The organism is Streptomyces flavochromogenes (assembly GCF_000717595.1).
GTDB classification, from domain to species: Bacteria; Actinomycetota; Actinomycetes; order Streptomycetales; family Streptomycetaceae; genus Streptomyces; species Streptomyces flavochromogenes.
Window position 1 is genome coordinate 175,058 of sequence record NZ_JNZO01000025.1, and the last position, 20,340, is coordinate 195,397.

Below are 20,340 nucleotides of genomic sequence, written 5' to 3' on the forward strand. Positions count from 1 at the left end.
GACCCCGGTTCGGTCAGGACCACATGATGTCAGAACGGGTACCAGCGCACCTCGGGGTCACCGTCCCGCAGCGAGGCCACCCGCCGCTCGAATTCGGCCAAGGCCTTCGGGTTCGTCGGCGCGTGCTGCGCCACCCACGCGCAGCTCGCGGTCTCCCGCGCCCCGCGCAGCACCGCGCACCCCTCCCACTCCCGCACGTCCCAGCCGTACCCCTCGGTGAAGGCCTCGTAAGCGGCCGGATCCAGGCCGTACCGGTCCCGGGAGAGGGCGAGCACCACGAGGTCGTGCTCGCGCAGATCCGAGGAGAAGGTCTCCAGGTCCACCAGGACCGGGCCGTCGGGGCCCACATGGACGTTCCGGGGGAGGGCGTCGCCGTGGATCGGGCCCGGCGACAGGTGCGGCGTCAGCGCGGCCGCCGCCGGGGCGAAGGCATCGCGCCGCTCCCGCAGGAACGCCGCGTCCGCCGGGTCGATCGCGTCGGCCGCGAGCCGCAGCCACCGCTCGACCCCGCCGAGCAGCTCACGGCGCGGCAGCGCGAAGGCCGCCGGCTCGGGCAGCGCGTGGATCCGCCGGAGCAGGGGCGCCAGATCACGGGGCTCCGCGGGCCGTACGGCATCGGGCAACCGGTGCCAGATGGTGAGCGGGTGCCCCTCGACCAGCCGCGGCTTCTCCTCGGCGGCCCGCACCGCCGGGACCTCCGCGTCGGCCAGCCAGGCGGCCAGCGCCAGCTCCCGCTCCGCCCGCTCGAACAGCTCCGCGTCCCGGCCCACCTTCACGGCGAGATCGCCCACGGCGAAGACCGCGTTCTCTCCGAGGGCCAGCAGTCGCGCCTCCGCGACCGGCAACCCCGCCGCGGCCAGGATCTCCCGCGCCCGCGCCTCGTCCATCGACCTCTCCCTACCTGTGCGATTGAGCCAAAGTCTCCCATCCGCGCAGCTCACCGCGCGGATCGCCTTGACCGCCTCCCGGGCCGTCAGCACCATGGCGGGGTTCCCACGGCGGTGCGGGTCCCCCGGCCGGAGTCCGGGGAAAGGCGGACGGGGGTCGAAACGGTGAGCTCGCTGACCGCGACGAAGCGGCCGGGCCGGACGCGCACACCGCGCGCCGCCCACGGGACACGCCCGCGCGGCCCCGACTTCGGCGCCTGGTTCCTGGTGCTCCCGGCGCTGTTGCCGATCCTGGTCCTCAGCGTCGGCCCGCTGCTCTACGGCATCGCACTCGCCTTCACGGACGCCCAGTCCGGCCGCACCCGGGCCACCGGCTGGGTGGGCACGCTCAACTTCCAGGACCTGCTCCACGACACCCTGTTCTGGGACTCGTTCCGCATCGGCGTGGTCTGGGCCGTCGGGGTCACCGTCCCCCAGTTCCTGCTCGCCCTCGGCCTCGCCCTCCTGCTCGACCAGAAGCTCCGCTTCCGCTGGCTGGCGCGGGCCCTCGCGATCGTCCCCTGGGCGATGCCCGAGGTCGTCGTCGGCATCATGTGGCGGCTCGTCTACAACCCCGACGCCGGCATCCTCAACGAGACGATCCGGAACCTCGGCCTCGGGGAGGGCCGCGACTGGCTCTCCGGCCTCGCCACCGCGCTCCCCGCCGTCGTCCTCGTCGGCGTCTGGGCCGGGATGCCGCAGACCACCGTCGCCCTGCTCGCCGGACTCCAGAACACCCCGCACGAACTCCACGAGGCCGCCGCCCTCGACGGCGCCGGAGCCTGGCGCCGCTTCCGCGTCGTCACCTGGCCCGCGCTCCGACCGGTCGCCCTCGCCATCACCGCCCTCAATCTCATCTGGAACTTCAACTCCTTCGCCCTGGTCTATGTGCTGACCAACGGCGGACCGGGTGGCCGGACCCGGCTCCCCATGCTCTTCGCCTACGAAGAGGCCTTCCGCTACGGGCAGTTCGGCTACGCCGCCGCGATGGGCTGCGTGATGATCGCCGCCGTCTCGGTGCTCATCGCCCTCTCCCTCGTACGACGGCTGAAAGGGGACCAGGACCGGTGAGCGCCCTCCGGACGAGCAGACCCGCGCGATGCGCCCAGTACGCGGCCCTCCTCGCGTATCTGGTCTTCCTCGCCTTCCCCTTCCTCTGGCTGGTCTCCACCGCCTTCAAGCCCGCCCCCGAACTCGCCTCGCTGCACCCCACCTGGATCCCGGAGAACCCCACGCTCGCCAACTTCCGGCAGGCCTTCGACGAACAGCCGCTGCTCAGGGCGGCCGGGAACAGCCTGGTCGCCGCGGTCGCCGCCGCGGTGATCGCCGTGGCCGTCGCGACCCCTCTCGCCTACGTGACGGCACGCCACCGGGGCAGGCTCGCCTCGGCCGCGACCGGCTGGGTGGTGATCAGCCAGGCGTTCCCGTTCGTCCTCGTGATCATCCCGCTCTTCCTGATCCTCAAGAACCTGCACCTCGTGAACAGCGTGTTCGGCCTCGTCCTGGTCTACGTGGTCTGGTCGCTGCCCTTCGCCCTCTGGATGCTGATGGGGTACGTCAGGGCCGTCCCCGCCGAACTGGAGGAGGCCGCCGCCGTCGACGGCGCCGGCCGGCTCCGTACCCTCGTCTCGGTCACCGCCCCGCTGCTCGTCCCCGGCATCGTCGCCACCGCCCTCTTCGCCTTCGTCACCGCGTGGAACGAGTTCTTCTTCGCGCTCGTGCTGCTCAAGACCCCGGAGAAGCAGACCCTGCCGGTCGTCCTCACCCACTTCCTCGGCGCCGAGGGCGTCGCGGACCTCGGCCCGCTGGCCGCCGCGGCCTTCCTCGCCACACTCCCGTCCCTCGTCGTCTTCGGCTTCCTCCAGCGACGGATCACCGGCGGGATGCTGGCCGGGGCGGTGAAGTCATGAGACGACGGATCCTCACGCTCGCCGCCGCACTCGCCCTGCTCGTCACCGGCTGCACGGCGGGGAACGACGCTCCCGGGGACGGGGTCGTACGGCTCCGCTTCCAGTCCCTCGCCTGGCAGAAGGAGTCCGTCGACGTCAACCGGCAGCTGGTGAAGGAGTGGAACGCCACCCACCCGGACGTCCGGATCGAGTACGTCCAGGGCAGCTGGGACTCCGTCCACGACCAGCTCCTCACCTCCTTCGAGGGCGGCGAGGCCCCCGACATCATCCACGACGCCTCCGACGACCTCGCCGACTTCGCCTACGGCGGCGACCTCGCCGACCTCCGCCCCCTGCTGCCCGAACGGCTCCGCGCCGACATCCCCGCCCGCAGCTGGGAGACCACCACCTTCGGCGAGGGGATCTACGGCGTGCCGTTCCTCCAGGAACCGCGCGTGATCATCGCGAACCGGAAGATCCTCGAATCCTCCGGCGTCCGCCTCCCCACCCCGGAAGAACCCTGGACCTGGACCGAGTTCCGGCAGATCACCCAGGACCTCACCCGCACCATGGGCTCCGGCCGGTACGCCGTCGCCTGGCCCCTCAAGGAGCCCGTCTCCGTCAGCCTCAACCTGGGACTCTCGGCGGGCGGGCAGCTCTTCCACCGGGAGGCCGACGGCCGGGTGACCGTCCGCTTCACCGAAGCCGACGCCGTCGTCGCCGGGACGATCCACGACCAGGTCGTCACCGACCGCACGGCCCCGCGCACCACGCTCGGCAGCGGAGGCTCCGACACCCTCCCCGGCTTCTTCGCCGGCAGGTACGCCATGGTCCCGCTGGGCTTCGCCTACCGGCAGCAGATCGCCCAACAGGCCCCGAAGGGCTTCGAGTGGATGGTTCTTCCGGCCCCCGCCGGAGACGCGGGGCTCACCCAGGGGGTCTCCCCGCAGACCCTGTCGATCGCCGAGGACAGTCCGCACAAGAAGGAGGCGGCCGCGTTCCTCGACTTCTTCCTGCGCCCGGAGAACATGGTGCGGCTCGCGCGCGGCGACTGGATGCTGCCCACCGGCACGACCGCGCTCGCCGACCCCTCGCTGCACACGGCCCGCGACGGCTGGGCGACCGGGGCCGCGGTGGCCGAACGGCTGCGGCCCGCGCCGGCGCAGTCGGTGCGCGGATACCCGGAGTGGAAGGACAAGGTGGCGACGCCCGCCTTCCAGGAGTACTACAGCGGCGCCATCGACGGAGCCGAGCTGCGCAGGCGCCTGGTGGCGGACGGCAATCGGGTGCTCGCCCGCTATCAGCGCAAATGACGCGTTCACCAGGGCTTCGTCATTACGAAAGGTTGTTGGATAAGTCACAGATGGGTGAAGGGTCTTCTCGCGGATCGCTCTGATCGGACAGTGTTCGAACCGGCCACCGCGCCGCCCCCCACGAGGCGCGGTGGCCCGCCCTACTCTGAATCCATGACGCAGACATACGCGCTCCTGCTCCGCGGCATCAACGTGAGCGGACACCGCAAAGTGCCCATGCCGGAGCTCCGTTCCGTCCTCGAAGGCCTCGGGCACCAGGACGTCCGCACCTATCTGCAGAGCGGCAACGCCGTCTTCACCACCGACTCGGCCGTGGACCAGGACGCGCTCACCGCCGAGATCGAGAACGCGATCGAGGACCACTTCGGCTTCCGCGTCGACTGCCTCGTCCGCGACGCCGACTACCTGGCCTCGGTGGCCGAGGACTGCCCCTTCCCGGCCGCCGAACTGGAGGGCAAGCAGCTCCACGCCTTCTACCTCTCCGGTCCCGCCGACCCCGAGCGCATCGCCGCGATCGACCAGGAGGCCTACGCGCCCGAGGCCTTCGCCCTCGGCGACCGGGTCCTCTACCTGTACGTTCCCGAGGGCCTGGGCAGGTCCAGGCTGGGCGACGTCCTCACCCGGCCGGCGACCGTCAAGGGGCTGGTGGTCACGGCAAGGAACTGGAACACGGTGGTCAAGCTGGTGGAGATGACACGCGGCGACTGAGAGGCAGGATTGGCCCAAAGAGAAGGCTTGTGATTGGACCAGAGAGGCAGGCCATTCGCTGGCTAGATTCGTCCCATGACGACCACCGACATCCAGCCACAGAGCCAGCCCCAGCCCCGCCCCGCCGTCGACTTCTACTTCGACCCCGTCTGCCCCTTCGCCTGGATCACCTCCCGGTGGATCCTGGAGGTCGAGCGCGAGCGGGACATCGACCTCCGCTTCAAGGTCATGAGCCTGTACCTGCACAACGAGGGCAACACCCTGCCCGACTGGTACCGCGAACTCGTCGACGCCTCCATCGGACCCGTCAGAGTCGCCGCGGCCGCCGCCGAGCGGCACGGCGAGGAGATCCTGCGCCCGCTCTACACCGCGTACGGAACCCGCATCCACGAGCAGAAGCGACAGGACTTCGACGCGGTCGTCGCCGAGTCGCTCGCCGAGCTCGGCCTGCCCGCCGAACTCGCCGAAGCCGCCCACGACCCGGCGTACGACGAGGCCGTCCGCCGGAGCCACGACGCCGGCAAGGACCCCGACGCCGACGCGTACGTCGGCACCCCCACGATCCACGTCGACGGCACCGTCTGGTTCGGGCCGGTGCTGCGCGCCGTCCCGCGCGGTGAACGCGCGGCCGAACTCTTCGACGGCTTCAGGGTCCTCGCCGGCCACCCGGACCTCTTCGAACTGAAGCGCACCCGCACGGGAGGTCTCGACTTCGGCTGACGGCACTCCGGTGGTCATGACAGGGGCCTGCCTCCCGGCGAGCGGGAGACAGGCCCCGAGCGGCCCGGCGGTTCGTGGGCCGGTCGCTTCCTACCTGGCGAAGCCGTAGTCCAGCAGCTTCTTGACGTCGGTCGCCCGGTTCGCCTCGCTCGACGAGGCGAGCACCGCGCCGATGACCGTCTTGCCGCCGCGGGTCGCCGCGAAGACGAGGCAGTACTTGGCCTGCGGACCCGAACCGGTCTTCACACCGATCGCGCCGCTGTACGTGCTCAGGAGCTTGTTCGTGTTGTTCCAGGACATGTACCGGTAACCACCGGTCCTGGTGGTCACCTTCTGCTTCGTGGACTTCGTCGCGACCACGGTGCGGAACGTGGGGTTCTTCATCGCACTGCTCGCGAGCTTCGTCAGATCGCGGGGAGTGGAGTAGTTGCTCCCATTGCTTATTCCGTCGAACGAGTCGAAGTGGGTGTTGCGCATGCCGAGGTTCCTGGCCTCGGTGTTCATCTTCCCGATGAACGACTTGACCCGGGCGGCCCGCGTGGTGCCGGTGCCGAACTTGTCGGCCAGCGCGTAGGCCGCGTCGCAACCCGACGGCAGCATCAGGCCGTAGAGGAGCTGCCGGACCGTCACCTTGTCCCCGACGATGAGCCGGGCGGACGAGGCGTTCTTGGAGACGATGTAGTCGCTGTAGGCCTTGTCGATGGTGACCTTGGCGTCGAGGTTCAGGCCGCGCTGCGCCAGGACCACCTTGGCGGTCATGATCTTCGTGGTCGAACCGGTCGACCGACGGGTGTCGGCCGCCTTCCCGAACAGCGTGGTGCCCGTCCCGTTGTTCATGACGAAGCCGCCCTGGGCGGTGATCGACGGGGCGGGCGGCGCGGCGTACGCCTGGCCCGTGAAGAGGCCACCGGCCAGTACGGCCGAGGTCGTGATCGTGACGGTCACGGCTCTGCGCACGCCGAGTGTCGAAGTGATCAAAGTCTTCTGCCCTTGGTAGGAACCGATGTCAGCCGGGCCCGCAATGACCCGGCGCACAGAAGACGCGCGAGAGGGATCGAAGGATGCACGGCACGGGCATGAAGTTGCTCGCATCCGTCGACCGGCCGAATAGTCGGACGGGGTTCCTAGGCCGAGTGGGCCACGGCGACGCGGGCCGCGTGGGCGGCGTCGTAGCGCTCCAGGAGCAGCCGGGCCAATTCCGGGGCGGGACCCAGGACATCCGCCAGGACGTCCGCCTCCGCCGCGCCCGCCGCGATGCGGTCCGGGAGACGGCCGGGGGCGATGACGTACGGGGCGACGGCCACCCGGTGGACACCCGGCTCGGCCCGCAGGGCCCGCACGGCGTCCTCCGTGCGGGGGACGCCCCCGGCCGTCACAGCGGAGGCGAACGCGGGCCGCACGGAGCACCAACCGGTGCGCCGCAGCTCCCGCGCCGTTTCTGCGATCACCGCGATCGCCTCCGGGTCCGTGGAGCCCGCCGAGGCCAGGACGACCCCGGTCGCGCTCTTGTCGCCGGGCGTGAGCCCGGCCTCGTACAGCCGCCGTTCCACCGCTTCCACGAGCAGCGGGGACGGTCCGAGGACCTCCGCCTGGCGGATCCGCAGGGACGGCGGCGCCTGGCGCAGTACGGCGGGGATGTCGGCCTTCGCGTGGAAGGCCCGGGTCAGCAGCAGCGGCAGCGCCACCACCTCCCGTACGCCGCCGGCGGCGAGCCGGTCGAGCACCCCCTGCACCGACGGCAGGTTGAAGTCCAGGAACGCCGTCTCCACCCGCAGCCCCGGCCGCAGCGCACCGGCCCGGCGCACCAGCGCCTGGACGGCCGCCGCGTGCCGCGGGTCGCGGCTGCCGTGGGCGATGACGACGAGGACCGGCGCGTAGCGCTTCCCCGCAAGGGCGGGGGTGGGCGACGGGAGAGCCGGTCGGTTCATGGCGGATCGGCTCACTTCACCAGCAGGCCGCGGCTGCGGAGCACCCAGCGCTCCAGCGGGCTGAAGATCAGCAGGTCGATCGCGATGCCGACGACCAGGATGAGCAGGATCGCCAGGAACACGCCGGGCAGGTCGATGTTGTTGCGGCCGTTCTCCAGCAACTGGCCCAGGCCCAGGCCCAGATCGGGCGAGGAGGCGATGATCTCGGCCGCCATCAGCGAGCGCCAGGAGAAGGCCCAGCCCTGCTTCAGACCGGCCAGGTAGCCGGGCAGTGCGGCCGGGAGCGTCACGTGCCAGGTGCCCCTCAGGCCGGTGGCGCCCATGGTGCGGCCGGCCCGCAGGAACAGCGGCGGGACCTGGTCGACACCGGAGACCAGACCGTTGGCGATGGACGGGACGGCGCCCAGCAGGATCACCGTGAACATCATCGCGTCGTTCAGGCCGAACCAGAGCACGGCCGGCGGCACCCACGCCACCGAGGGCAGCGACTGCAGACCCGACAGGATCGGGCCGATCGCGGCGCGCACGAACTTCACGCGGGCGACCAGCAGGCCCAGGGGGGTGCCGATGGCGAGGGCCAGCAGGAAGCCTGCGAGACCCCGGGACACGCTGGTCCAGATGACCTCGAGCAGGGTGCCCTGCAGCCACATGTCGGTCAGGCCGTCCCACACCGCGGACGGTGCGGGCAGCTTGGTCTCCTCGATGATCTTCGCGGAGACGAGGATCTGCCAGACGGCGAGGACCAGGAGGACCGCGAGGGCGGGCGGGAAGACCTTCTTGAGGAGGACCTCCCGGACCGGGGTGCGGCGGATCTCGACCGCGTCCAGGGCGTCGAGTCCGGCCTCCAGACCGGCGAGGTCGTCCTTCTTGACCGTCGCGGCGGTGTCAGTGCTGGCCATGGCGGCGGATCTCCCCACGCAGGTGTTCAGTGATCTCAAGGGACAGCTCGGCCACGTCCGCGTCCTCGATGCGGCGCGGCTGCTGGATGCCCACGGTCCATTCCTTCGCGACCCGGCCGGGGCGGGAGGAGAGGAGGACGACCCGCTGCGCGAGGCGCACGGCCTCGCGCACGTTGTGGGTGACGAACAGGACCGAGAGGTTGGTCTCCTCCCAGATACGGGTGAGCTCGCCGTGCAGCACGTCACGGGTGATGGCGTCCAGGGCCGCGAACGGCTCGTCCATCAGCAGCAGCTGGCTGTCCTGGGCCAGCGCCCGGGCGAGGGCCACGCGCTGCCGCATACCGCCGGACAGCTCGTGCACCCGCTTTCCGTACGCGCCGCCGAGCCGGACCAGTTCGAGCAGCCGCTCGGCCTCCGGCCTGCGCTCGGCCTTGGACACCCCGCGCAGCCGCAGGGCCAGTTCGATGTTCTTGCCCGCGGTCAGCCACGGGAAGAGGGCGTGCTCCTGGAACATCAGGGCCGGCCGGCCGCCCGGGGTCTCGATGGACCCCTGGGTCGGCCGGTCGAGTCCCGCGACCAGGTTCAGCAGGGTGGACTTGCCGCACCCCGAGGCCCCCAGGATGGTGACGAACTCGCCGGGCGCGACGTCGAGACTGACGTCGTCCAGGACGAGCTGGGTACCGGCCGGGCCGGAGAAGGACTTCGAGACGTGCTCGATCCGGGCGGCGTGCGTCTGCTCCGCTACGGTGCCCTCGGCAGCCTTGGCGAACGTCGTGGCCATGGTCGTCACCTCCTGGGGTTACGGATTCGCGGTCTGTTTCGTCGGCTCGGTGTGGTTACTCGGCGCCGAGACCGGCGTCGGAGACCTCGGGCTTGCCGGCGGCCTTCAGCACCTTGTTGAGGAGCTTCAGGTCGTAGATGCCGGCCAGGTCGGGCTGCTTGATCAGCTCGGCCTTCACCGCCCACTCGGACTGGGTCTTCAGCGTCGCGGCCAGCGGGTCGTCGGTGATCGCGATGCTCGGCCACGCCGGGTCGATGACCTTGGCGTCCAGCGCCTTGCCGCCGAGGGACTTCAGCGCCGCGTTGGCGGACGCCTTCGCCTTGTCCGGGTTGGCGTTGATCCACTCGTTGGTCTTCACCGTGCCCGTCAGCACGGCCTCGACCACGTCCGGGTGCTCCGTGAGGAACTTCTGCGACACGATGATGTTCGTGATCACGAACTTCTTGTCGGGCCACAGCGAGGTCTCGTCGAGGAGGACGGAGCCGCCCTGGGAGACCAGCTTGGAGGCGGTCGGCTCGGGAACCCAGGCGCCGTCGATGGAGCCGGACTTGAAGGCGTCCGGGGTGACCTTGTTGTCCGTGCGGACGACGGAGACGTCACCCTCGCCGGACTCCGGGTCGACCTTCCAGCCCTTCTCGGCGATCCAGTTGAGGAGCGCGACGTCCTGCGTGTTCCCCTTCTGAGGGGTGGCGATCCGCTTGCCCTTGAGGTCGTCCAGGGTCTTGATCTTGTCCGGGTTCACGACCAGCTTGACGCCGCCGGAGGCGGAGCCGGAGATGATCCGCAGGTTCTTGCCCTTGGACTTGACGTACGCGTTGATGGACGGGGAGGGACCGATGAAGCCGATGTCGAGAGAGCCGCCGTTGAGCGCCTCGATCTCGGACGGGCCGGCGTTGAAGGTCTGCGGCTTCAGCGTGGTGCCGCCCAGCTCCTTCTGGATCAGGCCGTCCTGGACGCCGATCAGCGCGGTCGCGTGCGTGAGGTTGGGGAAGTACCCGAGCCGTACGGTGTCGGCGGAGAGCTTCTTGCCCTCGGCTGCCACCTTCTTCTCGTCTGTCTTGGCCTCGGAGCCGTAGCCGCAGGAGGCGAGCGCGCCGATCAGCAGCGGCAGAGCGGCGGCGGCGGCGAGGCCGCGGCGCAGGGTGGTGCGGGTGGTGGCAGGCACGGGAGGTTTTCCCCTCGATTCAGCGTTTTCGAAGTCTGCGTCTATGTCGTTCGGGGTGGAGCGGGGTCGCGCCGCGCATGCGGCGCGTCGAGGTCAGCACGCACATCGCGCGACGCCTCCCATGCCCGCACCAAGGGCGCCGGAGCCCACCCGGCCGCCCTCCTTCGCGAAGGTGGCGTAAACGTTCTCGCTCATGTCAGAAGTCCCACCCTTCCTCGTCCTCGACGACCGAGACGGCCTTGGCGGTGGCGAAGGACTCGCCCGCCATGCCCGCCGCGAGCGTGGTGCCGTCCGCCGGGTCGATCAGCAGGAACGAACCGGTGCGGCGGGAGTCGGCGTACGCGTCGAGCGCGAGCGGCTCGGCGGTGCGCACCACGACCCGGCCGATGTCGTTGGCGACCAGCTGCCCCGGGTTCGGGTGCTGCGAGAGGTCGTCCAGGGTCAGCCGCGAGGGGATCTCCTTGACGATCGCCTTGACCGTGCGGGTGGTGTGCTTCAGCAGCACCCGCTGGCCGACGGCGAGCGCCCGGTCCGCCACGTGGCAGACGGTCGCCTCGATGTCCTGCGTGGTCGCCGGGGCGTCACCGCTCGGGGCGAGCAGGTCGCCGCGCGAGATGTCGATGTCGTCGGCGAGCCGGATGGTGACCGACTGAGGGGCCCAGGCGATGTCCACGGCCTCGCCGAGCGCGTCGATCCCGGTGATCGTGGAGGTCTTCCCCGAGGGCAGGACGGTGATCTCCTCGCCGACCCGGAAGGCACCGGCCGCGATCTGACCGGCGTATCCCCGGTAGTCGGGGTGCTCGGCGGTCTGCGGGCGGATCACGTACTGCACGGGGAACCGTGCGTGGCAGGCCGTCAGGTCGTGGCTTACCGGGACGGTCTCCAGGTGCTCCAGGACCGTCGGGCCGCCGTACCAGTCCATGTTCGCGGACGGCTCCACGACGTTGTCGCCGGCCAGCGCGGAGATCGGGATCGCGGTGATCTCCGGGACGCCGAGCTCGGAGGCGTACGTCGTGAACTCCTCGGCGATCGCGGCGAAGACGGGCTCCCGGTACTCGACCAGGTCCATCTTGTTCACGGCCAGGACCACGTGCGGGACGCGGAGCAGCGCGGCGACGGCGGCGTGCCTGCGGGTCTGCTCGACCACGCCGTTACGGGCGTCGACGAGGACCACGGCGAGCTCGGCGGTGGAGGCGCCGGTCACCATGTTCCGGGTGTACTGCACGTGCCCGGGGGTGTCGGCGAGGATGAAGCGGCGGCGGGGCGTCGCGAAGTAGCGGTAGGCCACGTCGATGGTGATGCCCTGCTCGCGCTCGGCCCGCAGACCGTCGGTGAGGAGCGCCAGGTCGGGGGCCTCCTGACCACGGGAGCGCGAGGCGTGCTCCACGGCCTCCAGCTGGTCGACCAGGACCGACTTGGAGTCGTGGAGGAGCCGGCCCACCAGGGTGGACTTGCCGTCGTCGACGGAGCCGGCGGTGGCGAAGCGCAGCAGGGTGGTGGCCGCCAGCTGCTCGGTCAGCTGCTCGGTGGACGTGCTCATTAGAAGTACCCTTCGCGCTTGCGGTCTTCCATCGCGGCCTCGGACATCTTGTCGTCGGCGCGGGTCGCGCCCCGCTCGGTGAGCCGGGAGGCGGCGATCTCGGCGATGACGGCGTCCAGCGTGGTGGCGTCGGAGTCGACGGCGCCGGTGCAGGACATGTCGCCGACGGTGCGGTAGCGGATCAGCCGCGTCTGCGTGGTCTCGGACTCCTTCGGGCCGCCCCAGTCGCCGGCCGTCAGCCACATCCCGCTGCGGGCGAACACCTCGCGCTCGTGGGCGAAGTAGATCTCCGGGAGCTCGATCTTCTCGCGCTGGATGTACTGCCAGACGTCCAGCTCGGTCCAGTTGGACAGCGGGAAGACCCGGACGTGCTCGCCGGGGGCGTGCCGGCCGTTGTAGAGCTGCCACAGCTCGGGGCGCTGGCGGCGCGGGTCCCACTGCGAGAACTCGTCGCGCAGCGAGAACACCCGCTCCTTGGCGCGGGCCTTCTCCTCGTCGCGGCGGCCGCCGCCGAAGACGGCGTCGAAGCGGTGCTGCTGGATCGCCTCGGTGAGCGGGACGGTCTGCAGCGGGTTGCGGGTGCCGTCGGGGCGCTCGCGCAGCTTGCCGGCGTCGATGTACTCCTGCACGGAGGCGACGTGCAGCCGCAGGCCGTGCTTGGCGACGATGCGGTCGCGGTACTCCAGGACCTCGGGGAAGTTGTGCCCGGTGTCGACGTGCAGCAGCGTGAAGGGGATCGCCGCGGGGGCGAAGGCCTTCAGCGCCAGGTGCAGCATGACGATGGAGTCCTTGCCGCCGGAGAAGAGGATCACCGGCCGCTCGAACTCACCCGCCACCTCACGGAAGATGTGGACGGCCTCGGACTCCAGGGAGTCGAGGTGCGACAGCGCGAACGGGTTGTCGGTGCTGTCGTGAACATGGGCGACGGTGGTCACAGCAGACCCCTCTCGGTGAGCAGCGCGTGGAGCTGCGCCGCGGACTCCTGCACGGTCTGGGTGTGGGACTCGATCCGCAGATCCGGGTTGCGCGGCTCGTCGTACGGGTCGTCGACGCCGGTGAGACCGCTGATCTCGCCCGCGGCCTGCTTGGCGTAGAGACCCTTCACGTCGCGTACGGAGCAGACGTCCACCGGAGTGGCGACGTGCACCTCGACGTAGGGGGTGCCTTCGGACGTGTGGCGCTTGCGGACCGCCTCGCGGCTGTCCTCGTACGGGGCGATGACGGGGACGAGGGCCTTCACGCCGTTGGAGGCGAGCAGCTCCGCGACGAACCCGATCCGCTGCACGTTGGTGTGCCGGTCCTCGCGGCTGAAGCCGAGGCCCGCGGAGAGGAACTCGCGGATCTCGTCGCCGTCGAGCACCTCGACCCGGTGGCCCTCCTCGCGGAGCCGGCCGGCCAGTTCGTACGCGATGGTGGTCTTGCCGGCGCTCGGCAGGCCGGTGAGCCAGATGGTGGCACCCGTCACGTGCTTCTCCTGAACTTCCTGAGTGTCCGTCATCCGTGCAGCCCGCATTCGGTCTTGCCGCGACCCGCCCAGCGTCCGGCGCGGGCGTCCTCGCCCTCCAGGACGCGGCGGGTGCAGGGGGCGCAGCCGACGGAGGCGTAACCGTCCATCAGGAGCGGGTTGGTGAGGACGCCGTGCTCCGCGACGTACGCGTCGACGTCGTCCTGCGTCCAGCGGGCGATGGGGGAGACCTTGACCTTCCGCCGCTTCTCGTCCCAGCCGACGACCGGAGTGTTCGCCCGGGTCGGGGACTCGTCGCGGCGCAGCCCCGTCGCCCACGCGCTGTACCGGGTCAGGCCCTCTTCGAGGGGCTTGACCTTGCGCAGAGCGCAGCACAGGTCGGGGTCACGGTCGTGGAGCTTCGCGCCGTACTCGGCGTCCTGCTCGGCGACCGTCTGACGCGGGGTCAGGGTGATGACGTGGACGTCCATGACGGCGTCCACGGCGTCACGGGTGCCGATGGTCTCCTCGAAGTGGTAGCCGGTGTCGAGGAAGACGACGTCCACGCCGGGCCGGACGCGCGAGGCGAGATGGGCGACGACCGCGTCCTCCATGGAGGAGGTGACGCAGAAGCCCTCGCCGAAGGTGTCCACGGCCCAGCGGAGGATCTCCGGGGCGGAGGCGTCCTCCAGGTCGCGGCCGGCCTGTTCGGCGAGTGCCTTGAGGTCGGCCGCGGTGGCATCCTGAGTGAGCGTCATATCTCTTTCCCTCCAGGGGTGTTGCCCGAAGTCCCGGGGGCGAGCAGCCCCAGGAACTTCAACTGGAAGGCTCGGCTGCACGCGGCGCATTCCCAGGCGCCGTGACCCTGCTCGTTGGGACGCAGGTCCTCGTCGCCGCAGTAGGGGCAGTGGAACGGTGCGGCACGCTCGCTCATGACAGTGCCTCTTCCGAGGCGCGGGCCGCCCAGGTCGCGAAGCGCTCGCCGGTCTCGCGCTCCGCCTGGAAGCGCTTGAGGACCCGCTCCACGTAGTCGGGGAGCTCGGCCGCGGTGACCTTGAGGCCGCGGACCTTGCGGCCGAAGCCGGCCTCCAGGCCCAGCGCGCCGCCCAGGTGCACCTGGTAGCCCTCGACGCGGTTGCCGTCGTCGTCCAGGACCAGCTGGCCCTTGAGGCCGATGTCCGCGACCTGGATGCGGGCGCAGGCGTTCGGGCAGCCGTTGATGTTGATCGTCAGCGGCTCGTCGAACTCCGGGACGCGGCGCTCCAGTTCGTCGATGAGCGAGGCGCCACGAGCCTTGGTCTCGACGATCGCGAGCTTGCAGAACTCGATGCCGGTGCAGGCCATCGTGCCGCGCCGGAACGGCGAGGGCGTGACCCGCAGGTCGAGGGCCTCCAGGGCGGCGACCGCCGATTCGAGCTGGGCCTCCTCGACGTCGAGGAGGATCATCTTCTGGTCCGCGGTGGTGCGCAGCCGGCCGGAGCCGTGCTGCTCGGCCAGGCCGGCGATCTTGGTGAGGGTGGCGCCGTCGACCCGGCCCACGCGCGGGGCGAAGCCGATGTAGAACCGGCCGTCGTTCTGCCGGTGCACACCCATGTGGTCCCGCCACTGGCCCGCGGGCTGCTCGGGGGCGGGGCCGTCGGTCAGCTTGCGCTGGAGGTACTCGTCCTCCAGGACCTGGCGGAACTTCTCCGGGCCCCAGTCGGCGACGAGGAACTTCAGACGGGCGCGGTTGCGCAGCCGGCGGTAGCCGTAGTCGCGGAAGATCGAGATGACGCCCTCGTAGACGTCCGGGACCTCGTCGAGGGAGACCCAGGTGCCGAGGCGGACGCCCAGCTTGGGGTTGGTGGAGAGCCCGCCGCCGACCCAGACGTCGAAGCCGGGGCCGTGCTCCGGGTGGTTCACGCCGACGAAGGCGATGTCGTTGATCTCGTGCGCCACGTCGAGCTGAGGCGAGCCGGAGACCGCGGACTTGAACTTGCGGGGCAGGTTGGAGAAGTCCTTGTTGCCGACGATCCGACGGTAGATCTCGTCGATCGCGGGCGTGCCGTCGATGATCTCGTCGGCCGCGATGCCGGCAACCGGGGAGCCGAGGATGACACGCGGGGTGTCGCCGCAGGCCTCGGTGGTGGACAGGCCGACCGCCTCCAGGCGGTTCCAGATCTCGGGGACGTCCTCGATGCGGATCCAGTGGTACTGGACGTTCTGCCGGTCCGTGATGTCGGCGGTACCCCGGGCGAACTCCTCGGAGATCTCGCCGATGACACGGAGCTGCTCGGTGGTCAGCCGGCCGCCGTCGATGCGGACGCGGAGCATGAAGTACTCGTCGTCCAGCTCCTCCGGCTCCAGGACACCCGTCTTGGTGCCGTCCAGACCCTGCTTGCGCTGGGTGTAGAGGCCCCACCAGCGCATGCGTCCGCGCAGGTCGTTGGGGTCGATGGAGTCGAATCCGCGCTTCGAGTAGACCGTCTCAATACGTGTCCGTACGTTGAGACCGTCGTCGTCCTTCTTGAACTGCTCATTGCCGTTCAGGGGGGTGAAGTGCCCCACGGCCCACTGACCCTCGCCACGGTGGCGCCCGGTCTTGCGGCGTGCGGCGGCGGGAGTGGGGTTTTCCGGGGTGGCGGCCATGGCGTCTTGTCCTTCGGGACTGCGAGAGGGCGGCTCTGACCTGCACACTGGCGCTCAGGTCGGAGGGTGGCGCGTCAGTGCGCAGCAGGGTCGGGCAGAGTCGTGCTGAAAAAGTGATCGCGGCGGTGCTGGTTCTCTCAGCGCGCCGGACAGATGGCGCTGGACATGCGGCCTAGGTCGACGTGCCGCCGACTCACCAAGGCAATTCCAGTTCCAGACATGACGGAAGCGTGTCACGGGACTTTGGACCCAGTCCAGCATCGTCCAGAATGCGGACGTAGTCGTCTCGCTTCATGAGATGGTGTGGTGTGGGTCACGCGAAAGGGGCCCTGATCAGGGCCCCTTCACGGGTCTCCGGTACGGGGTACCGGGCGAGGTGCACCGCGTGGCGCGCCCGGCGGCCTCAGGCGTGGGCACCCGGCCACGGGCCCGGGGTCTCGGTCTCGTCGACCTCCTCCACCTTGGTGTCGAAGAGCCGGAAGCCGCGGCGCTCGTAGTTGGCCATGGCGTGCGGACCGTCGAGCGAGCAGGTGTGCAGCCAGACGCGCTTCGTCGCCTCCCGCTCGGGCCAGCGCTCGGCCAGGTCCCAGGCCCGCGCCACGCCGTAGGACAACAGGTGACCGCCGATCCGGCGCCCCCGGAAGGCCGGGATCAGGCCGAAGTAGACGATCTCCACGACGCCGTCGTCCTGCGGGTCCAGCTCCACGTACCCGGCCGGCGTCCCCTTGTCGTACGCCACCCAGATCTCGGCGCCCGGCTTCTCGACGATCTCCTGCCACTGCTTGTACGTCAGCGACAGCCGGTCGTTCCAGCGGATGTCGCCGCCGACCGCCGTATAGAGGAAGCGGCTGTACTCCGGCGACGGGACCGCGGCCCGCGCGATCGTGATGTCGCCCCCCTCCGGGGCGGGGGAGGGACGGAGATCGGACGGTGAGGTCTGTTCGAGGGACCAGGTGGTGAGAGTGATGCGCATGGGTTCATCGCATCACGACCCCCTCCGGCCGGGCGACCGGGGGGCCGGACGGCCGGGCCCCCGGTCCGGGGTGTCCGCATGCTGGACGTCCGTGGCCGGAACGACGCCGTGCGCGACCCGAGTGCCCCGCACGGCCCACGCTCCCGCGCGCTACGCGCTCGTGCCCGCGCGGGGGCCCCGTACCGCCGGTGCCAGGGAGTGGGGCAGCAGGTCCGCCGGGAGTTCCGGGCGGAGGACCTCCACCGCGACCTCCTCGCTGAATCGGTACGGGCGGTGCGCCAGGACGCCGGCCAGGTTCCGGCGTACCCGGGACATCTCCGCCCGTACGGTCACCTTCCGCGTACGGTCCCCGAACACGTCGTCGGCCAGCTCCGCCGCCGTCCTGCCGTCCCGGTGCATCGCCAGGACATAGAGGAGCTCCGCGTGCCGGGGGCTCAGCTCCTGCTGCCAGCTGCCCGCCGCACCCGAGACGGACACCGTCCAGCGGCGCGGCCTGCTCAGGTCCAGGACCACCCGGCTCGCCGCCGCCGCGCCCGGCTCCTCCGCCGGCGTCTCCTCCTCGACCCGCAGCAGCCAGCCGCCCGGCAGCGGTTCCACCGCGCACACACCGAGCGAGGGCAGCCACATCCGGCCGGACCGGAAGGACTTCGGCAGCGTGATCCGGTCCACCGGCGCGAGCCCCGTCACGGCCGCCGTCCAGCCGTGGGTGTCCACCGCGACGGCCCGGCCGCCCACCCGGCACAGAATCGGCGCGGCCACCGCCCGCAGCCGTTCGACCGAGCTGCGGTGCCGTTCCCGCATCTCCGCCTCGGCGAGCTGGGCCACCGAACCGACCAGGGCCAGCATCGCCGGATGGAAGCTGGACGCGGGACCGCTCACGTCCACGATGCCGAGCAGCCGCCGGTCGCGCGGGTCGTGCACGGGCGCGGCGGCGCAGGTCCAGTTGTGGAGCGCCTGGACGTAGTGCTCGGCCGAGTGCACCTGGACCGCCCGGCCCATGGCGAGGGCCGTACCGACCGCGTTCGTCCCGGTGGTGTGCTCGGTCCAGGCCGCGCCCTCCTCCAGGCAGATGCCGTTCGCCTGCCGCAGCACCGCCGGGTTCCCCTGCCGCCACAGCACCCGGCCGTGCTCGTCGGTGACCACCATGATCTGGAGGGAGGTGTCGGCGATGCCGGCGAGGCCGCCGCTGAGCGTCTGCATGACCTCGGAGAGGAGCGTGGTTCTGCGCCGCTCCTCCAGCTCGTCGCGCTGGAGGAGCACACTGCTCGTACCCTGGTCGGGGTCGAGCCCCAGCCGGGCCATCCGCTGCCAGGACGCGTCGATCACCGCGCGGGGCGCGATCGGCGGCGTACGGCCGGCGAGCGTCTCCTCGCGGACCCGGTGGAGCAGCCGGGTGGCCTGGGCGGCGTCCATGGTGGCGAGGCGCTTCATGTCGAGCTGCGTGTTATTCATCGGTCTCTCCCAGCCACCCGGGGTGCTGTATCGGTTCTGCACGGGGCAGATGTCCGGAGTGTCGGTGCCCATCGTGCCGTTCGGAACCGTCCGGCGAGGCCCGGTTCGGGTAATCCTGCAACCCTTTGCAACTCTGGTCGCCGAACGGCCCCCTGGGTGAAGCTGGTGCGAGCGGCGGGTGGTGCCGTGTCGGCGCAGCACCACCCCCGCTTTTCCGCGCGTGCCGACCCTTGCGGTCCACCCCTGGCACGCGCGGCGAACTTCCCCCCCGGTGTACGCCGGTCGCCTCCGACCTCCGCCGCGCCCGCTAGACCTCCACCCGTGCCCGCTCCACCAGCGCCCGCAGGTCCAGCGTGTGCGGCAGCGTCCCGAACGCCGCGCCCCCGTCCCCGCCCAGCCGCGCCGCGCAGAACGCGTCCGCGACCTCCGGCGGCGCCCACCGCACCAGCAGCGCCCCCTGGAGGACCAGCGCGAGCCGCTCCGCGAGCCGCCGCGCCCGCGCCTCGATCCCGTCCAGGTCCGCGAGTTCGACGAGCAGCCCCCGGATCGCCCGGTCGAGCCGGTGGTCCGCGCCCCGCGCCGCCCCGACCTCCCGCAGGAACGCGTCCAGCGCGGCCGGCTCCGTCCGCAGCGCCCTGACCACGTCGAGCGCCTGGACGTTCCCCGAGCCCTCCCAGACGGAGTTGAGCGGTGACTCCCGCAGCAGCCGGGGCATCCCGGACTCCTCGACGTACCCGTTGCCGCCCAGGCACTCCAGCGCCTCCGCCACCATCGGCGTGCACCGCTTCGTGACCCAGTACTTCGCCGCCGGAACGGCGATCCGCAGCAGGGCCCGCTCCCGCTCGGCGTCGCTGCCGCCCTCGGCGGCGTCGTAGGCCGCCGCCAGACGCAGGCCCAAGACCGTCGCCGCCTCCGACTCCAGGGCCAGATCCGCGAGTACGTTCCGCATCAGCGGCTTCTCGACCAGCGGCCCGCCGAAGGCCTCGCGATACGAGCAGTGGTGCACGGCCTGCGCCACCGCCTGCCGCATCAGCGCCGCCGAACCCAGGACGCAGTCGAGCCGGGTCGCCGCCACCATGCCCATGATCGTGCGGAGCCCGCGCCCCTCCTCGCCGACCCGGTGCGCCCAGGTCGTCCCGTCGAACTCCACCTCGGCGGAGGCGTTCGAACGGTTGCCCAGCTTGTCCTTCAGCCGCTGGATCGCGAACGCGTTGCGCGAACCGTCCGCGAGCACCCGCGGCACCAGGAAACAGGTGAGCCCCGCCGGAGCCTGCGCGAGGACCAGGAACGCGTCCGACATCGGCGCCGAACAGAACCACTTGTGCCCCGTCAGGACGTACTCCCCGTCGGCCGCCAGCGGGTGCGCCTCCGTCGTGTTCGCCCGGACGTCGCTGCCGCCCTGCTTCTCCGTCATCGCCATCCCGAGCAGGGCACCCGGCTTCTCCGCGACCGGGCGGAGCTCCCGCTCGTACACGTGCGAGGTCGCGGCCGGCTCCCACACCTCGGCGAGCTCCGGCTCGGCGCGCAGCGCGGGCACGGCGGCGTGCGTCATCGACAGCGGGCAGCCGTGCCCCGCCTCCGCCTGTGAGACCACCAGGAACCCGGCGGCCCGGCGTACGTGACCGCCCGGCCTGCCCCACGCGTCCGTCAGGCCGGCCCCCACCGACTTGCCGAGGATCCGGTGCCAGGCCGGATCGAAGTCGACCTCGTCGATCCGGTGCCCGTACCGGTCGTGGGTCCGCAGCCGCGGCGGGTTGGCGTTCGCCCGTTCGCCCCACTCCCTGACCTGGGCCGAACCCGCCGCCTGCCCGAGCACGACGAGGTCCTCGCGGACCTCCGCCCGGAGCTCCGGCGCGAGGTGCCGTTCGACCGCCTCCGTCAGTACCGGATCGGTCATGAAGACGTCGTACCCGACCAGGGGCGGAGGCTGGTTGGTCACGGTGTGGGTGCTCGCTGCCATGCCGATACGGTAAG

The 20,340-nt window shown here is 71.2% G+C and carries 21 protein-coding genes; 5 read left to right on the top strand and 16 right to left on the bottom strand.

The features are described 5' to 3' along the window. Positions 1-29 precede the first annotated feature (29 nt). Positions 30-887: a phosphotransferase gene (locus tag IF00_RS0128950; RefSeq protein ID WP_030323051.1), complete on the bottom strand. Its 858-nt coding sequence runs from the start codon at positions 885-887 to the stop codon at positions 30-32. Between the two features lie 165 nt (positions 888-1,052). Between IF00_RS0128950 and IF00_RS0128955 the strand changes: the two genes are divergently transcribed. The 5 genes from IF00_RS0128955 (at position 1,053) to IF00_RS0128975 (ending at position 5,556) form a co-directional block, all read left to right on the top strand. Next, positions 1,053-1,997, top strand: coding sequence for a carbohydrate ABC transporter permease (locus IF00_RS0128955; RefSeq protein WP_030323052.1), 945 nt, complete (start codon positions 1,053-1,055; stop codon positions 1,995-1,997). Next, on the top strand, positions 1,994-2,836 hold the full coding sequence (locus IF00_RS0128960; protein ID WP_030323053.1) for a carbohydrate ABC transporter permease: 843 nt from the start codon (positions 1,994-1,996) through the stop codon (positions 2,834-2,836). Before IF00_RS0128955 ends, IF00_RS0128960 begins: the two co-directional genes overlap by 4 nt. Next, complete coding sequence (locus IF00_RS0128965; protein ID WP_030323054.1) at positions 2,833-4,128, top strand: ABC transporter substrate-binding protein; 1,296 nt, start codon at positions 2,833-2,835, stop codon at positions 4,126-4,128. Before IF00_RS0128960 ends, IF00_RS0128965 begins: the two co-directional genes overlap by 4 nt. Before the next feature lie 153 nt (positions 4,129-4,281). Beyond that, on the top strand, positions 4,282-4,836 hold the full coding sequence (locus IF00_RS0128970; RefSeq protein ID WP_030323056.1) for a DUF1697 domain-containing protein: 555 nt from the start codon (positions 4,282-4,284) through the stop codon (positions 4,834-4,836). Positions 4,837-4,911: 75 nt separating this feature from the next. Further along, complete coding sequence (locus tag IF00_RS0128975; RefSeq protein ID WP_030323058.1) at positions 4,912-5,556, top strand: mycothiol-dependent nitroreductase Rv2466c family protein; 645 nt, start codon at positions 4,912-4,914, stop codon at positions 5,554-5,556. Positions 5,557-5,646: 90 nt separating this feature from the next. On the opposite strand, the gene IF00_RS0128980 is transcribed toward IF00_RS0128975, so the two are convergent. The 15 genes from IF00_RS0128980 to IF00_RS0129040 all read right to left on the bottom strand — a co-directional run bounded on the left by IF00_RS0128980 (position 5,647) and on the right by IF00_RS0129040 (position 20,326). Continuing rightward, entirely contained in the window at positions 5,647-6,513 is an 867-nt protein-coding gene (locus IF00_RS0128980; RefSeq protein WP_030323060.1) for a D-alanyl-D-alanine carboxypeptidase family protein, read from the bottom strand. A 167-nt stretch (positions 6,514-6,680) separates the two neighbouring features. Beyond that, entirely contained in the window at positions 6,681-7,484 is an 804-nt protein-coding gene (locus tag IF00_RS0128985) for a sirohydrochlorin chelatase (RefSeq protein ID WP_051820662.1), read from the bottom strand. Between the two features lie 11 nt (positions 7,485-7,495). After that, complete coding sequence (locus tag IF00_RS0128990; RefSeq protein ID WP_030323067.1) at positions 7,496-8,383, bottom strand: ABC transporter permease; 888 nt, start codon at positions 8,381-8,383, stop codon at positions 7,496-7,498. Then, the gene (locus IF00_RS0128995) at positions 8,370-9,164 is read right to left on the bottom strand and encodes an ABC transporter ATP-binding protein (RefSeq protein ID WP_030323069.1); all 795 of its coding nucleotides are present in this window, start codon (positions 9,162-9,164) and stop codon (positions 8,370-8,372) included. The genes IF00_RS0128990 and IF00_RS0128995 overlap by 14 nt, the downstream gene beginning before the upstream one ends. Before the next feature lie 55 nt (positions 9,165-9,219). Continuing rightward, the gene (locus IF00_RS0129000) at positions 9,220-10,329 is read right to left on the bottom strand and encodes an aliphatic sulfonate ABC transporter substrate-binding protein (protein ID WP_030323070.1); all 1,110 of its coding nucleotides are present in this window, start codon (positions 10,327-10,329) and stop codon (positions 9,220-9,222) included. Positions 10,330-10,525: 196 nt separating this feature from the next. Further along, positions 10,526-11,869, bottom strand: coding sequence for a sulfate adenylyltransferase subunit 1 (locus tag IF00_RS0129005; protein WP_030323072.1), 1,344 nt, complete (start codon positions 11,867-11,869; stop codon positions 10,526-10,528). Then, positions 11,869-12,804, bottom strand: coding sequence for a sulfate adenylyltransferase subunit CysD (cysD, locus tag IF00_RS0129010; RefSeq protein WP_030323077.1), 936 nt, complete (start codon positions 12,802-12,804; stop codon positions 11,869-11,871). Before cysD ends, IF00_RS0129005 begins: the two co-directional genes overlap by 1 nt. After that, a complete protein-coding gene (gene cysC, locus IF00_RS0129015; protein ID WP_030323078.1) occupies positions 12,801-13,334 on the bottom strand; it encodes an adenylyl-sulfate kinase in 534 nt (177 codons plus the stop codon). The genes cysD and cysC overlap by 4 nt, the downstream gene beginning before the upstream one ends. A 29-nt stretch (positions 13,335-13,363) precedes the next feature. Then, a complete protein-coding gene (locus tag IF00_RS0129020) occupies positions 13,364-14,071 on the bottom strand; it encodes a phosphoadenylyl-sulfate reductase (protein WP_030323081.1) in 708 nt (235 codons plus the stop codon). After that, positions 14,068-14,247: a hypothetical protein gene (locus IF00_RS44085; protein ID WP_078944884.1), complete on the bottom strand. Its 180-nt coding sequence runs from the start codon at positions 14,245-14,247 to the stop codon at positions 14,068-14,070. The genes IF00_RS0129020 and IF00_RS44085 overlap by 4 nt, the downstream gene beginning before the upstream one ends. Next, positions 14,244-15,941 carry a nitrite/sulfite reductase gene (locus IF00_RS0129025; RefSeq protein ID WP_030323083.1) on the bottom strand — a complete coding sequence of 566 codons (1,698 nt, stop codon included), beginning with the start codon at positions 15,939-15,941 and terminating at the stop codon, positions 14,244-14,246. The genes IF00_RS44085 and IF00_RS0129025 overlap by 4 nt, the downstream gene beginning before the upstream one ends. Before the next feature lie 137 nt (positions 15,942-16,078). Continuing rightward, positions 16,079-16,162 (bottom strand): putative leader peptide, encoded by an 84-nt coding sequence (locus IF00_RS47860; RefSeq protein ID WP_310591794.1) that lies wholly within the window; start codon positions 16,160-16,162, stop codon positions 16,079-16,081. 182 nt (positions 16,163-16,344) lie between these two features. Further along, complete coding sequence (locus IF00_RS0129030) at positions 16,345-16,914, bottom strand: GNAT family N-acetyltransferase (RefSeq protein WP_030323084.1); 570 nt, start codon at positions 16,912-16,914, stop codon at positions 16,345-16,347. A gap of 150 nt (positions 16,915-17,064) precedes the next feature. Beyond that, complete coding sequence (locus tag IF00_RS0129035; RefSeq protein ID WP_030323086.1) at positions 17,065-18,366, bottom strand: GAF domain-containing protein; 1,302 nt, start codon at positions 18,364-18,366, stop codon at positions 17,065-17,067. Positions 18,367-18,673: 307 nt separating this feature from the next. Continuing rightward, a complete protein-coding gene (locus IF00_RS0129040) occupies positions 18,674-20,326 on the bottom strand; it encodes an acyl-CoA dehydrogenase family protein (RefSeq protein WP_030323088.1) in 1,653 nt (550 codons plus the stop codon). Positions 20,327-20,340: the final 14 nt, after the last annotated feature.